The sequence below is a fragment of the Pseudomonas peradeniyensis genome (assembly GCF_014268935.2).
Lineage (GTDB): Bacteria > Pseudomonadota > Gammaproteobacteria > Pseudomonadales > Pseudomonadaceae > Aquipseudomonas > Aquipseudomonas peradeniyensis.
Genome location: NZ_JABWRJ020000001.1, coordinates 1,008,009 through 1,021,639 on the forward strand (window position 1 = coordinate 1,008,009; position 13,631 = coordinate 1,021,639).

Consider the following 13,631-nt stretch of genomic DNA (forward strand, 5'->3'; position numbering starts at 1 on the left):
GTTTTTTAGTATCCGTTCCTACAGATTTTTCTACACGTGGTTAAGCTTTTATGGGCTACCACCGTAGGTGGACTTTGATGACTAAAGCAGTGAGTGCTCACATGAATCATTCTGAGTCGACCTTTATTTCCATAACAATAGCGTAATATTTTACTCGATGCATAGTAGCTTTAAATGGGTTGCAGTGCGCTGGCTAGATCGCCCCTACTTTATGCTGCACCTACTCCGATTTCTAGTACGACGATGTACATCAGCCAAGCTACGTTGGAAGCAGCGTGACCAGCTAGTATGAGTATGTCACGACCTTACACAAAGTCGCAGCACCCGCGCCCCGTCATACGGGTCGACCAGATAATGAGCCTGAACCCCAAACGTCCCCAATAACCGCTCCGGCGTCAGCACCACTTCAGGCTTCCCCAGGGCAACCAACCGCCCTTGGTCCAGGACAGCCAACCGGTCACAGGTCAACGCCTGGTTCAGATCATGCAAGGCCACCAGGGTAGTCACCGGCAGCGCTTGAACCTGTCGCAACAGGCTCAGCTGATGCTGGATATCAAGGTGATTGGTCGGCTCGTCCAGCAGCAGCACCTGCGGCCGCTGGGCCAGGGCACGGGCGATGTGCACGCGCTGGCGTTCGCCGCCGGACAGCTCGCCCCACAAGCGCCGACGCAGGTGGCCGGCATCGGCGTCGGCCAGCGCCTGTTCGACGATGGCACGGTCGTCCGCGCCGAACGGCGCCAGGGCCGACAGCCACGGCGTGCGGCCGAGGGCCACGGCGTCGTAGACGCTGATGGCGTCCAGGGTGTCGGCCTGCTGTTCGACCAGCGCCAGGCTTTGCGCAACGCGTCGACGCGGCATGCGCTCCAGCGCCTCGCCCAGCAAACGCACGCTGCCACTGCTGGGCGTGCGCAGGCCGGCGAGCAGCTTGAGCAGGGTGGACTTGCCCGAGCCGTTGGGGCCGACCACGCCCAGGGTTTCGCCGGGCATTACGCTCAGGTCGATGTCTTGCAGCACTTCGCGGTCGCCCAGGCGCAGGCTTAGGCCCTCGCAGGCGAGCGGGGCGTGGGCGAGGGCGGTCATCACGGTCATGGGCGCCCCCGGCGGCTGACCAGGATCAACGCGAACACCGGCGCGCCGATCAAGGCGGTGACCACGCCCACCGGGATCACCTGGCCGGCGATCAGGGTGCGCGAGAGGATGTCGGCGACGATCAGGAACAACGCGCCGCCCAGGGCGCTGGCCGGCAGCAGACGGCTGTGCCCGGGGCCGAGCAGCAGGCGCAGGGCATGAGGGATGACCAGGCCGACGAAACCGATGGCGCCGACGATCGAGACCATCACCGCGGTCACCAGCGCCGTGCAACTGATCAGCAACCATTGCGTGCGCCGCACCGGCACCCCCAGCGAGGCCGCCGAGTCGGCGCCGAAGGTGAAGGCGTCCAGCGCCCGGCGGTGCCACAGGCACACCGCCAGCCCGAGCAGGGCCACCGGCAGCGCCAGCCACACCGCCGGCCAGCGCACGCCGCTGAGGTTGCCCAGCAGCCAGAACAGGATGCCCCGGGCCTGCTCGGCGGTGGCCGACTTGGTGATGAGAAAGGCCGTCAGCGCGTTGAACAGCTGCGAGCCGGCGATGCCGGCGAGGATCACCTGCGAATTGTCGTGGCGACTGCCGCTGGCCCGCGACAGTACCAGCACCAGGGCGAACGCGGCCAGCGCGCCGATGAAGGCGCCGGCCGACAGCGACAGCACCGCGCCACCGAGGCCGAACAGACCCACCGCCACGGCACCGGTCGAGGCGCCCGCCGACAGGCCCAGCAGGTACGGCTCGGCCAGCGGGTTGCGCAGCAGCGCCTGGAGGATCACCCCGCAGGTCGCCAGCCCCGCGCCGCAGGCGGCGGCCACCAGGGTGCGCGGCAGGCGGTAGTTCCAGACGATGCCGGCGTCGATCGGGTCGAGCGCATGACCGGCCTGCCACAACTGGTTGGCCAGCACCTGCCAGACCACCTCGGCGCTGATCCGCGTCTCGCCGATGGCGATCCCGGCGAGCATGGCCAGGCACAGGGCGAACAGCGCGAAGGCACTGATGGGCAGCAAACGGCTCATGGTTGTGGCGCTTTTCCGCTGGCAAAGGCGCTGGACAGCACCTCCAGGCCACGGAACAGGCGGATGCCGGCCTGCATGGCGTCGGCGTCGAGGACGATGATCCGGCCTTGCTTGACCGCGTCCATGTTGCGGGTCACCGGGTCACTGCGCAGGAACTCGAGCTTTTTCCGGTAGTCGTCGGCGGGGTAGCGGCGGCGGTCCATGCGCGCGACGATCAGCCAGGTGGGGTTGGCCCTGGCCAGGGTCTCCCAGCCCACCGCCGGCCATTCTTCACTGGACTCGACCACGTTGCGCACGCCGAGGGTCTGCAGCATGAAGTCGGCCACGCCCTGGCGACCGGCAACATAGGGATCGACCTTGAGGTCGGCGCTGGAGAACCAGAACAGCGCGCTGGTGTGGCTCAGGTCCTGGCCGGCCAGGCGTTGCCGGGCCTGGTCCAGCTGGCCCTTGAGCTCGGCATTGAGGCGTTCGCCGCGATCCTGCACGTCGAAGATCTCGGCCAGTTGGCTGACGCTCTTGTAGATGGTGTCGATCCTGAACGGTTGCAGGCGGGTACCGTCGGCGCCCACCAGGTTGTCCTTGCCTTCGCAGTCCGAGGGCAGCAGGTAGGTGGGAATATCCAGTTCCGCGAACTGTTCGCGGGTGCCGACCGCGCCCTGGGCGCCGACCATCCATTCGAACTGCGCCGTCACCAGCTGCGGGCGCTTGCCGACCACCGCCTCGAAGCCCGGTTCGTTGTCGGCCAGGCGCTCGACCTTGTCGTTCTGCGCCTTGAACTCGGGCAGCACGTTGTTGAACCACAGCGAGGTGCCCGCCAGCCGCTCGCCCAGGCCCAGGGCATAGAGCAACTCGGTGCCGGCCTGGCCGATGGTCACCGCGCGCTGCGGGGCCTGGGCGAAGGTCTGCGGCAGGCCGCAGTTGTCGACGGTCAGCGGGTAGCGGGTGGCGTCGGCGTGGGCCAGGCCCGCCAGTGACAGGCCGGCGAGCAGGGTGGCGAGGCGGTACGGCATGGTGGGGCGATCTCCTGTCGGGTGGTGCACGGAATGGCCCACGGACAGGCATCGCCAGGCGTCGTGCGGCAAGCACGCGGCCAGGGGCGGATGACCATCCCGGACACCCCGCCGGTTGGTGAATGCGTGCCGGCAGGTCTCCTGACTGGTGCGTCCTGGCCGGCGCCGGCCTTCCCGGGTCGGCAGACCCAGTGGCATCGATGGCGCAGGCTCGGCACCTACAGTTGCGGGGGCAGTTCCCTTTGGCCCGCCCTCGGCGCGCCCGGGATTCCCTTTTGATTCCGTGTGGAAACCGGCGGGCGGCATGGTAGACCATCGGGCCATCGGCTGAAAACGCTTTTACAGGTACTTGAGCCAGGCGATGTCGCGCCGCCGCGCCTTGAGCCGGGCGAAGCCGCGCACCGGCAGGTACAGGGCGATCGCCAGCAGCACCGCGACCAGCCACACCGCGCCGATGCCGTCGAAGCCGAAATGGCTGCCCTGGTTCAGGCCGAACAGCGCCACGCAGGCCACATACAGCAGCTTGAGCACATACAGGTGCAGCAGGTAGAAGAACATCGGCGCTGCGCCGAACACCGCCAGCGGGCCGACCCAGCGGGCCTCGCCGGCACGCTCGAAAGCGCGCAGCAGCAACAGGCCGACGCCCAGGGTAATGGCCAGGAACAGCAGCGACGGCGGGTACTTGGTGATGTTGAAGAAGCTCATCAGCGTTTGCCCGACGCTGGGGTAGAAGGCCCACGGCGCCTCGCCGTAGCCGTTGAGCAGGCGCAACACGACAAAGCCGAGCAGCAGCATCACGCCGCCCAGCAGCAGGCGCTGCTGGCGCTCGCCGGCATCGCTGCCGCGGCTGAACCAGGGGCCGAGCCCATAGCCCAGGGCGATCACGCCGACCCACGGCAGCACCGGGTAGGAGGTGCGCAGGCGCAGGCTGTCGGACAGCTCCAGCCAGCTGCGCTCGTGCAGGATCGCCCAGGGCACATGCAGCGCCGAGTGCGGCGCGAAGTGCAGGCCATCGAGCAGGTTGTGGCCGACGACGATCAGCGCGCCCAGGGCGAGCAGCAGCGGGCGTGGCAGCCACACCAGCAGCGACAGGGCGATCATGCTCAGGCCGATGGCCCAGATCACCTGCAGGTAGATCACGCCCGGCGGCAACTGGAAGGTCCAGGCGAAGTTGACCAGGGTGAGCTCCAGCAGCACCAGGAACAGGCCGCGCTTGAACAGGAACGCTGCTACATCGCCCCGGCCCTGGTGCTTTTCGCCATAGAGCCAGGCCGACAGCCCGGTGAGCAGCACGAACACCGGCGCGCACAGGTGCGCCAGGGTGCGGCTGACGAACAGGCTGGGGTCGGTGGCGTCGATTGCGTCGATGGTCATCGGGTCGCTGACCTGGCGGTGCAGGAAGAAGGTTTCGCGCACGTGGTCCAGCAGCATGAACAGGATCACCAGGCCGCGCAGGGCGTCGATGCTGTGCAGGCGTTGGCTGGGGAGGGCGGTCGGGAGGCTGGTCATCGAGGCGGGTCGCAGGCAGGAATAACATTCAAATGAAATGTTATTTTATTTCATTTGTTTGTGCCTGGATACAGGCATGCGCTGGCACTCCACTTGAATCAGCCCTGAATCAGCGGCCCCAGCCGCTCGGCCAGGGCCTGGACCGTCGCGCTTACCTTGGGCAGATGCCCGCGGTTGCGGCGCCAGGCCAGGTTGATCGGCAACCCCTCCATCGCGTACTCCGGCAACACCTGCTGCAAGGTCCCGGCGTCGAGCTGGCGCTGCACCAGCCAGGTCGGCAGCTGGGCGATGCCGTGCCCGGCGCTGATGGCCAGGGCCTGCCCCTCGGCATCGCCGATGGCCAGGCGGCCCGGCATCGGCCGCAGCTGCGCCAGGCCCGGACGGGCGCCGGCGAAATGCAGGGCCGGCGTGCTGCCGTCGGCGCAGGCGTAGAGCACACAGCCCTGGGCCTGCAACTGCTGCAGGTCGCGGGGCATGCCGTGGCGGGCGAGGTAGGCGGGTGCTGCGCAGAACACCAGGCGCTGGCTGCCCAGGTAGCGGTGCTCGATGCCCGGCTGCCAAGTCTGTGGCCCACCGATGCGCACGACGATGTCGATGCCGTCCTCGGCCAGGTCGACGAAGCGGTCGGAGAGGGTGATGTGCGGTTGCAATCGCGGATGCAGGGCGGCGAAGTCGAGCACGGCGGGCAGCCCGTGCAGGCGACCGAAAGTGGCCGGCAGGTCGATGCGCAGCTTGCCGCAGGGGGTCTTGTGCTCATCGTTGAGGGCCAGTTCGGCCTCTTCGATTTCCGCTAGCACGCGGGTGCAGGTGCGGTAGTAGTCGGCGCCGCTGTCGGTCAGGGCCAGGCGTCGGGTGGTGCGCTCGAACAGGCGCACCTGCAGGCGTTTCTCCAGGCGGGCCACGCCCTTGCTCACGGCGGAGCTGGTGAGGCTCATGCGCTCGGCGGCGGCGATGAAGCTGCCGGCGTTGGCCACGCTGACGAAGAAGTCGATGTCTTTCAGGCGTTCCGAGGCGGACATGGCGGGGGCTCGCGATTACTGAATATGGTTCACTTGATAAGGGAATATCTACCAGTAATCGGAACAAGATTCCAGATTAAGCTGGCCTGCCATTCATCGAGGATCGCAGTAGATGTCCACCTCCAGCTTGACCCATGCCACCTTGACGCGGCCGGCACCGCGCGTGGGGCTGTCGATCGGCCTGTTCGCCGTCGGCGGCTTCGCGGTGCTGACCACCGAGTTCCTGATTCTTGGCCTGCTGCCCGCGCTGGCACGCGACCTTGGACTGTCGGTCGCGGGCGCGGGCCAGTTGGTCACCCTGTTCGCGGTGACCGTGATGCTGTTCGGGCCACCGCTCACCGCCTGGCTGTCGGCCCTGCCACGCAAGGGGCTGTTCATCGCCATCCTGCTGCTGTTCGCCGCCTCCAATGCGCTGTCGGCGCTGGCGCCGAACGTCTGGGTACTGGCCCTGGCGCGGTTCCTCGCCGCGCTGGCCTTGCCGGTGTACTGGGGCACCGCCAGCGAAAGCGCCGGGCAACTGGCCGGCCAGGGGCGCGAGGGCTGGGCGGTGGCGCGGGTCTACCTGGGGATCACCGCGGCATTTGTCTTCGGTATCCCGCTGGGCACCCTGGCCGCCGGGCTGGTCGGCTGGCGCGGCAGCTTCTGGTTGCTCGCCGGGCTGTGCCTGCTGGTGGCACTGCTGATGTGGGCCTGGCTGCCGCCTCTGCCGAAGGTTCCGGCCCGCGCCGCAGAGGAGCGGCAGACGGTGATTCTCAAGGACCGTCGTTTTATCGCCCATGTGCTGCTTTCGGCGCTGGTATTCACCGCCATGTTCACCGCTTACACCTACCTGGCCGAGATCCTCGAGCAGCTTGCCGCCGTGCCGGCCAACGCGGTCGGTTGGTGGCTGATGGGCTTCGGCCTGGTGGGCATGCTCGGCAACGCCCTGGCCGGACGGATCGTCGATCGCAGCCCGCTGCGGGCCACGCTGCTGCTGTTGGCGATGCTGGCCTTGGGCATGGGCCTGGTCACCCCGGTGATCGGCAACCCACTGCTGCTGGTGGGCGCCCTGGCACTGTGGGGCATCGCCTACACGGCGCTGTTCCCGGTGTGCCAGGTGCGGGTGATGCGGGCCGGCGCCAAGGCCCAGGCCCTGGCCGGGACCCTCAACGTGTCGGCGGCCAACGCGGGCATCGCCGCCGGTGCCGCGCTGGGGGGCGCGGCGATCCAGGGGCTTGGTCTGGCTGCGCTGGGGTATGTGGCCTGTGGGTTTGCGGTGGTGGCGTTGGTGGCCACGTTGGTGCTGCAGAGAAGCGAATGAGGCCTAATCAACCATCCAGCCGATCTCGCCCTCCACCAGGGTTCCGCCATGGCTGGTGGTATCACCTTGGCGTGCAACGGCCCGGCCTTCGATGGCATGGTTCGCCGACCCTGTTTCGATGACGGCCCCACAACTGATCCTGTCGCCTACGCAGGCGACAGCCCTGCCATTGATCAATGTGGCCGTATGGCCTGAAACAACCTCGCCTGCGCCATGCAGGGGGCAGTCATGTTTGTGCCCGACTAGAACGATGGGTTTCATCACGTATGCTCCTTGTTTTCGTTAGGTGTAGGGATTTAAGCAGCGCCTTGTTTGGCTCCGCATAGGGTGATTAGCACTTCGCGGGTATCGGATTGGATGAAGGTGAAGCCGCGCACTGCCGGGTTGTCGCAGTCATGGGAAGCGTCGTGCCACCATTGGTCCAGCAGGCAGAGGCATGGTGCGTTGAGTTCCATCTCGGTCAAGAACAACCCGCTTTTACGGCTTATCGATGCTGTCGACCTCATGGGGCGCATCCTTCTCGATATCGGGAGTTTGACTTTGGCTCTTGGGTCCACGTTTAGAGGCTCGGGGTTTCCTCTCCGGTCGTTTGCCTGGGCGTATGGCCCAGAGGTAGGCGTTTTCCCGCAGTTTCTCCTGGATATGGGGGGGGTAATCATCAACGGTGGTCACTGCCGGTACGGGTTTTCCCGGCAGGCCGGCTTCACGGATGATCTTAGGCCAGCGAGGTTTCCAGCACAGCAGGAGACTCAGCCAGTGGCCTGTTCCAATGATCAGGAAGGCAGGAGAGAGCAATAGCAGGCCGCATTTGATGACCCGTGAGGAACTGCGGAAGTAGTGGGTCAGGCCTTCGAACTGAGGCGTGAAGGCTTGCCAGGGCCAAGGGAAGTGCGAGGTGATGTGGGGGCGCGGTAGCCCCTCCGGTCCGTCATCCATGAAGCGACGGATAAACTCCCATTCGGCTTGAAGCTCCGCGAAATTGTTCGCGGACTTGCCTACCCAGATCAGTTCGGTACGCAGTGTACCGGTGAAGGCGGACGACCATGTGAGCGCCAACGGGAGACCCACACCACTTGCAATGGCAGACTTTTTATCAGCGCCGCTGGACGATACGCCGTTCCACGGGAGCGTGACGATTCCGCCGCAGTAGGTAGGGCGGTGGAGGTAGACCTGTTGTGTTGTACGGTTGAAGCGTATCAACAAGTGGCGGGAGGTGAACATTTCAAAACGTGTGAAACGCAGGCCATACATCAGATAAGGCACTGAGAGAGCTAACGATATGGCAAGAAAGAAAATTGTCATAAATAGTTGCTCGCCGTATGGCTTGCCATTAGGTATTAAGTGATTGAGTTTTTCTATGCCACCAACAGCTATCCATAAGTTAAACGCTGCTGAAAGTATAATGGCTAGGGAAAGTATGGATATCAGACCGCGCTTGTCCTCCCACATGCCGCTGCGCATTTCGAGCACGTGCTCGTTGTATACGTAGATAGGGCCCCGACTTTTTGGAGTATCGCATGCTGATTTTTTTGCGGCTGCAATTAATTCTTCTTCTTCGCTTTCATAAATTTCTCTCTTCTTGATAGTCTTGTTTTGTTTCTCAAAGGCTTCGCGCTCTTCTTTTGGATCAATGGCAGCAAGCCATGAAAGCCATTCAAAAAAATACACTATATAACCTCGCTCATGGCGCTGAATAAGGCTTCTAGCTCTTCAGTGTCCTTCACGTATCCTTTGCTGGATAGTTTAAGGCGGAAGCAGCATTTACTACACCACTTCTCCAGTGTATCGTCATCGATAATGAGCAAGGTTATAGTGGTGCCGAGTACAATAGCGCCGCCTATCCAACTCAAGCGACTCAGGAACATCATGGCCGCACGGTTGGCTGCCAGTTTTGCGGAAAGTATGGAGAGAGTAGAGAATAAGTTACTTATCTTTGCATTGGTTATGCTGATCGACAGCCACTGAAAAAGCGCACTCGCCTGTGAAAACGCTATTCCTCCCTGTCCCAAGAGTAGGGTGATAGTGGATAGCCCTCTAAGGCCGTAGGCTGCTGCAAGCGTTGATTTGGATCTGGCTTCTGCTTCCTTGGCGTCGGAGAAGTCCCAGGCAATGCTGACAAGCCCCCCCACCGTCGCCAATCCCGCCCCCCATAGCCGATAGCGCCCCAGGCTGATGTCCGCTCCCCGCGCAATCGCGCTGTTCCGCCCGACGCCCAGCAGGGTCTGTTCGGTCCCCACCGCCAGTAGCTCGAACCCCGCCGCCGCACTGGCCAATCCTGCGGCCACCACCTCGCTCCAGAAACGCCGGTCCTTGTCATCCCGCTGCCCCTGCAACAGGAGCAGCCCCGCTTCCAGCAGGAGCAGGCCACTGGCCAGCCGAAGCCGATAGAACGAATGAGCATGAGCGCCCTGCAACGTCTCCACATAGGCGCGATCAAGGCGTCGGACCATGGGGGCCGCCACCCGTCCTCTCGAGGGGGTGTCACCCTCGAGTGCGTGTTCACTCAGGCGCAGGTTAATGGCTTGCTCGCCCAGCGAGGCAATGAGGTAAGTGCCCAGGCGCCGGTACAGCAGGCGATCCATGTTGCCGGGGGCGCCGGCCTGCAGGCTCTGGCGCCCCAGTTGACCCAGCCAGGCCAAGGCGCCGGCGGTGTTGAGGGCGCTGTGCTGGGCCAGCTGGTCGAGATGGCCGTCCACCCGGCTGAACTGCGAGGCGAGTTCCTTGGCGTACTTGAGCGAGGTGTCCACCTGCTGCCAGTGATCGTATTCCGGTGGCAGCGCTTGCAACGCCTGGCGTGTCTGCTCCAGCACCTCGGCAATGGCGCGCTGGTTGAAGACGAAGGAGCGCAGGGCCAGGTTGTCGGGCGTCAGTGTGTCGGCATGCCACCACTGGGCGAGCAGCCGTGCCCCGGCCAACACGCCCTCCATGCCGACCACGCTGAGCCCGGTCTGGTGAGCGAAGCACAGGCCGCTGCGCAGGTCGTTCTCGTCGTAGTAGGCCAGGGCCGCGAGCAGTTGCTCAGATTGCAGCCAGACGAGATGGTCGTCGGCCCGCACGTCGGCCAGGCGCTGCGCCTCGAGGCCGTGGGATTCGAACCAGGCCAGCTGGTCATGCATGGCCTTGAGGTCGACGTGTGGCAGGTAACGTGCTTCGAACTGCCGGGCGAACTCGCCGTTGTTCGCCCGGGCCTCAAGGTCCTGGCGCCTGAGTGCGCCTGCGGTATCGAGAATGCCCTCCTTGGCCTGCGCCCACCAGGCGGCCATCTGCGGGTTGGCGCCCTGATCGGCACCGGCGAGGTGGGCGCGCATGGCCTCTTTGTGACGGTCGACCAGCGCGGCGACCTTGCGCTCACTGAATTGCTGATGCAGTTCGGTGAAGGCCTGGGCGACCAGCACCTTGCGCTCGTTGCTGGGGCCGGGTTTTCCCGCGACCGCCTCCGAGGCTTGCAGCCAATCCTTCAGGTGCTCCATGCCCGCGTTGCGCCAGGCATTGAGTTGCTGGGTGATGCCGATGGCATCCTCCACCACCACCGCGATACCACGGGCCTCGGGTTTGTCGGCACCCGGGCCCAGCATGTACCGGGCCGCCGTTAGCGAGTGGACGCTGGTTTCACTGAACAGCTGGTTGTCCAGCAGCTTGCGCAATGAGCTGTCGGTTTCCGCAGCGAAATCGGCGACCAGGTCCAGTTGGTCATGGCGCAGCACATAAGGCCTGGGTGTCGGGCAGCCAAGGCCGGTGAAGGCGGCGACATCCACGGCCGGCAGCCTGTCGCGTCGACGCAGCAGTTGCTGCTGGGCCGCTTCGGTCAACGGGTCGGGGCTGTAGAACAGGCGCAGCTCAGCCAGGTCTTCGAGGTCATGGACGTTGAACGCCAAGGCCGTGTTGCGAATCATGTCGCGCAGGGTGTGGGCGTCTGTGGCGTCCGGCTCGGACTGCCCGGGGGCAACCAGCGACAATGAACCGTTCGCCGCAATGCGATAGGGCGGGTGCAGGCTGTGCTGCCCGCTGCGCTTGCGTTTCTCCATGACGTACAGGAAGCCTTGGCGCAGTGGCCGAATGGCATAGTCGGCATGCTGGAGCGTGGCAACACTGTAGGGATGGCGCAGGTGTTCGGGCAGGGTGGGCAAGCGCAGGCGTTGGCCGGTAGTGCCGCCAACGGCCGCATAGCGCAGGGGCAGGATAGTGAAGGTGCGCGTGCAATGGACGGCGGGCCCGCTGGCGAAGGGGGCCTCCAGGGCCTCGCAGGCTTGCCGATTGATTTCGAGCAATTTGTTGAAGTCGAACATCCGATGTCCTCAGCGAAGCTGTTCATGCAGGTGGGTTAGTACCGAGCCCGTGGCTGTTGCAGCCAGCCACGGGCGACGTTACGCAGACCTGAAACACTAGCGAGGAACGGATTCTGGGTGGTCGACAGTGCTTCCCAAATCCGCGTAGGACGTTTCTCTGATTTTCCCTTTCAGGGCTATTTGGCAGCATTCGCTTACAGTTCTTGGGAGAACCTGCCTGAGGATGCCCGCATCGCCAGCCGTGCCGACTGGCGTGGTCCACGCCTGGCCCGGCTCAGGGCGCTGATCCACCAGGCCGGGCTGCTCAATGCCAGTCTCCAGGGCGACACCCGCCGGGCCATCGACCTGCATGAGGACGAGTGGCTCGACGAGCAGGCATTCATCGCGCTGGTGCTCAACCCGGGGCAGTCCTGAATCACCACCCAGGCCTTGCGAGGGAGCAGGTGAGCGTCACACCGCCCGGGTGTTGAGCAGGCGCACGCCCAGGCCGATGAACAGCGCGCCGGTGGCGCGCTTGAACCAGGCGGCCAGGGGCGAAGCCTTCAGGCGCAGGCCGAAGCGCCAGGCGGTGAAACAGTAGAAGGAATGCACCAGGCAGACGATCAGTGCGCCGCTCAGGTACATCGCCGCGAACTGGCCGAAGATCGGTCGGCCAGGCTCGAGGAACTGCGGCAGGAAGGCGCAGAAGAACACCAGGGTCTTGGGATTGCTCACCGAGACCAGGAAGGCCTCCACGGCGATCCGCCATTGCGTTTGGGGTGGCGTCGCGACCACCTGGGCCGCCGGGGCGGCGGGGCCTCCTTTACCCAGCAACTGGCGCAGGCCGAGGTAGATCAGGTAGCCGGCGCCGGCCAGCTTCAGCACCAGGAACGCCGTGGGCAGCGAGATCAGCAGGGCGCCCACGCCCATGGCCACGGCGGTGATCGTCAGCAGTTGCGCGGTGAGGTTGCCGAACAGGGTCATGCCCATGCCGGAGGGGCCGTAGCGCAGGGCGTTGCGCACGGTCAGCAGGACGTTGGGGCCGGGGATCAGCGAGGTGAGCAGGTAGGCGAAGGAGAAGGTCAACCAGAGGTGCAGGGCCATGGGAGCGCGTCCTTTGCGCGGGGAAAGTCGAACAATGCCAGCAATCGGGGCGGACCGCCATGGGGGCTTGCGGACACATGAGCTGTCGATCTGCTGGGGATAGCGTGGGAGCAGCGGTGCGCCGATGCGACGCACCCCGCGAACACCCGCGAAGCGGGTGCCGGGCATTGCGCAATCTTCATCGCGGGGCAAGCCCGCTCCCACGTTCTACGCCCCAGACTCAGACCCAGGCGTCAGCGTGGCAGGCGCCCGCTGACGAAGTGCGCCACATCGTTGAACCCGGGCGTCGAGGCATGGCCCGGTGTCACCAGCGAATCGATGAACGCTTCATCCTCCGCCGTGATCTTCACCTCCAGCGCGCCGGCATAGGTGTCCCACTGCGCCTCGGTGCGCGGTCCGACGATGGTCGAGCTGACCAGGCGGTTGTTCAGCACCCAGGCGATGGCGAACTCGACGATGCCCACGCCCTTGGCCTCGGTGTAGGCATGGATCTTCTGGGCGATGGCCAGCGACTCCTGGCGCCATTCCACCTCCATGATGCGCTTGTCCTGGCGGCCGGCGCGGCTGCCCTGGTCCGGGGTCGAGCCGGGCGCGTACTTGCCGCTGAGCACGCCGCGGGCCAGCGGGCTGAACGGCACCACGCCCAGGCCATGGTAGGCGGCGGCGGTCAGTTGCTCGGGTTCGGCCTGGCGGTTGACGATGTTGTACAGCGGCTGGCTGACCACAGGCTTGGCCACGCCGAGTTTCTCCGCCAGGTTGCAGATCTCGGCGATGCGCCAGCCACGGAAGTTGGACACGCCCCAGTAGCGGATCTTGCCCTGGGCCAGCAGGTCGCCGATGGCGCGCACGGTCTCTTCCAGGGGGACAGTGTGGTCCTCGCGGTGCAGGTAGTAGATGTCCAGGTAGTCGGTGCCCAGGCGCGTGAGGCTGGCCTCGATGGCGTTGAACAGGTGCTTGCGCGACAGGCCGCTGCGGTTCGGCACGCCATCGACCGGGCCGTAGCCGGCCTTGGAGGCGATGATCCAGTCGTGGCGGTTGCGCGCCACCGCCTCGCCGACGATCTCCTCGGAACGGCCGCCGTTGTAGACGTCGGCGGTGTCGACGAAGTTGATGCCCTGGTCCCAGGCCTTGTCGATGATGCGCAGCGAGTCTTCGGTGCCGGTCTGCTCACCGAACATCATGCTGCCCAGGGTGAGGGCCGAGACGTGCAGGCCGGAGCGGCCGAGGGGGCGGTAGATCATTGCGAGTCATCCTTTCCTTACAGTGTGGGTGAACTTGTTTTACACAGTTCACCCCGGTATTGAAAGCTCGCGGTGGCAAAG

The 13,631-nt window shown here is 65.1% G+C and carries 12 protein-coding genes and 1 riboswitch; of the genes, 2 read left to right on the plus strand and 10 right to left on the minus strand.

The window, feature by feature from the left end; translation table 11 throughout:
• Positions 1-297 precede the first annotated feature (297 nt).
• From HU751_RS04540 to HU751_RS04560, 5 genes are all read right to left on the minus strand, one after another.
• Positions 298-1,089: an ABC transporter ATP-binding protein gene (locus HU751_RS04540; protein WP_186734784.1), complete on the minus strand. Its 792-nt coding sequence runs from the start codon at positions 1,087-1,089 to the stop codon at positions 298-300.
• Positions 1,086-2,102, minus strand: coding sequence for a FecCD family ABC transporter permease (locus HU751_RS04545; RefSeq protein WP_186734782.1), 1,017 nt, complete (start codon positions 2,100-2,102; stop codon positions 1,086-1,088). Before HU751_RS04545 ends, HU751_RS04540 begins: the two co-directional genes overlap by 4 nt.
• Positions 2,099-3,112: an ABC transporter substrate-binding protein gene (locus tag HU751_RS04550; protein WP_186734780.1), complete on the minus strand. Its 1,014-nt coding sequence runs from the start codon at positions 3,110-3,112 to the stop codon at positions 2,099-2,101. Before HU751_RS04550 ends, HU751_RS04545 begins: the two co-directional genes overlap by 4 nt.
• A 114-nt stretch (positions 3,113-3,226) precedes the next feature.
• A riboswitch (cobalamin riboswitch) is annotated at positions 3,227-3,424 on the minus strand.
• A gap of 27 nt (positions 3,425-3,451) precedes the next feature.
• Positions 3,452-4,621 (minus strand): acetyltransferase domain-containing protein, encoded by a 1,170-nt coding sequence (locus tag HU751_RS04555; RefSeq protein ID WP_186734778.1) that lies wholly within the window; start codon positions 4,619-4,621, stop codon positions 3,452-3,454.
• 98 nt (positions 4,622-4,719) lie between these two features.
• Positions 4,720-5,640: a LysR family transcriptional regulator gene (locus tag HU751_RS04560; RefSeq protein ID WP_186734776.1), complete on the minus strand. Its 921-nt coding sequence runs from the start codon at positions 5,638-5,640 to the stop codon at positions 4,720-4,722.
• A gap of 112 nt (positions 5,641-5,752) precedes the next feature.
• On the opposite strand from HU751_RS04560, the gene HU751_RS04565 reads away from it, so the two are divergent.
• A complete protein-coding gene (locus HU751_RS04565) occupies positions 5,753-6,940 on the plus strand; it encodes an MFS transporter (RefSeq protein ID WP_186734774.1) in 1,188 nt (395 codons plus the stop codon).
• A 3-nt stretch (positions 6,941-6,943) separates the two neighbouring features.
• On the opposite strand, the gene HU751_RS04570 is transcribed toward HU751_RS04565, so the two are convergent.
• From HU751_RS04570 to HU751_RS04580, 3 genes are all read right to left on the minus strand, one after another.
• Positions 6,944-7,201 carry a PAAR domain-containing protein gene (locus tag HU751_RS04570; protein WP_186734772.1) on the minus strand — a complete coding sequence of 86 codons (258 nt, stop codon included), beginning with the start codon at positions 7,199-7,201 and terminating at the stop codon, positions 6,944-6,946.
• Between the two features lie 216 nt (positions 7,202-7,417).
• Positions 7,418-8,608, minus strand: coding sequence for a DUF6708 domain-containing protein (locus tag HU751_RS04575; RefSeq protein WP_186734770.1), 1,191 nt, complete (start codon positions 8,606-8,608; stop codon positions 7,418-7,420).
• A complete protein-coding gene (locus HU751_RS04580; RefSeq protein WP_217862532.1) occupies positions 8,608-11,226 on the minus strand; it encodes a T6SS effector BTH_I2691 family protein in 2,619 nt (872 codons plus the stop codon). The genes HU751_RS04575 and HU751_RS04580 overlap by 1 nt, the downstream gene beginning before the upstream one ends.
• A 180-nt stretch (positions 11,227-11,406) precedes the next feature.
• On the opposite strand from HU751_RS04580, the gene HU751_RS04585 reads away from it, so the two are divergent.
• Positions 11,407-11,640, plus strand: a complete 234-nt coding sequence (locus tag HU751_RS04585; RefSeq protein ID WP_186734908.1) for a hypothetical protein — start codon at positions 11,407-11,409, stop codon at positions 11,638-11,640.
• Between the two features lie 36 nt (positions 11,641-11,676).
• On the opposite strand, the gene HU751_RS04590 is transcribed toward HU751_RS04585, so the two are convergent.
• Complete coding sequence (locus tag HU751_RS04590) at positions 11,677-12,309, minus strand: LysE family translocator (RefSeq protein WP_186714032.1); 633 nt, start codon at positions 12,307-12,309, stop codon at positions 11,677-11,679.
• 233 nt (positions 12,310-12,542) lie between these two features.
• On the minus strand, positions 12,543-13,550 hold the full coding sequence (locus tag HU751_RS04595) for an aldo/keto reductase (protein WP_186734910.1): 1,008 nt from the start codon (positions 13,548-13,550) through the stop codon (positions 12,543-12,545).
• Positions 13,551-13,631 lie beyond the last annotated feature (81 nt).

Bases quoted from the DNA above. Each gene is read 5' to 3' on its own strand.
- HU751_RS04540 (WP_186734784.1), bottom strand. From the start codon at position 1,089: ATGACCGTGATGACCGCCCTCGCCCACGCCCCGCTCGCCTGCGAGGGC.
- HU751_RS04545 (WP_186734782.1), bottom strand. From the start codon at position 2,102: ATGAGCCGTTTGCTGCCCATCAGTGCCTTCGCGCTGTTCGCCCTGTGC.
- HU751_RS04550 (WP_186734780.1), bottom strand. From the start codon at position 3,112: ATGCCGTACCGCCTCGCCACCCTGCTCGCCGGCCTGTCACTGGCGGGC.
- HU751_RS04555 (WP_186734778.1), bottom strand. From the start codon at position 4,621: ATGACCAGCCTCCCGACCGCCCTCCCCAGCCAACGCCTGCACAGCATC.
- HU751_RS04560 (WP_186734776.1), bottom strand. From the start codon at position 5,640: ATGTCCGCCTCGGAACGCCTGAAAGACATCGACTTCTTCGTCAGCGTG.
- HU751_RS04565 (WP_186734774.1), top strand. From the start codon at position 5,753: ATGTCCACCTCCAGCTTGACCCATGCCACCTTGACGCGGCCGGCACCG.
- HU751_RS04570 (WP_186734772.1), bottom strand. From the start codon at position 7,201: ATGAAACCCATCGTTCTAGTCGGGCACAAACATGACTGCCCCCTGCAT.
- HU751_RS04580 (WP_217862532.1), bottom strand. From the start codon at position 11,226: ATGTTCGACTTCAACAAATTGCTCGAAATCAATCGGCAAGCCTGCGAG.
- HU751_RS04590 (WP_186714032.1), bottom strand. From the start codon at position 12,309: ATGGCCCTGCACCTCTGGTTGACCTTCTCCTTCGCCTACCTGCTCACC.
- HU751_RS04595 (WP_186734910.1), bottom strand. From the start codon at position 13,550: ATGATCTACCGCCCCCTCGGCCGCTCCGGCCTGCACGTCTCGGCCCTC.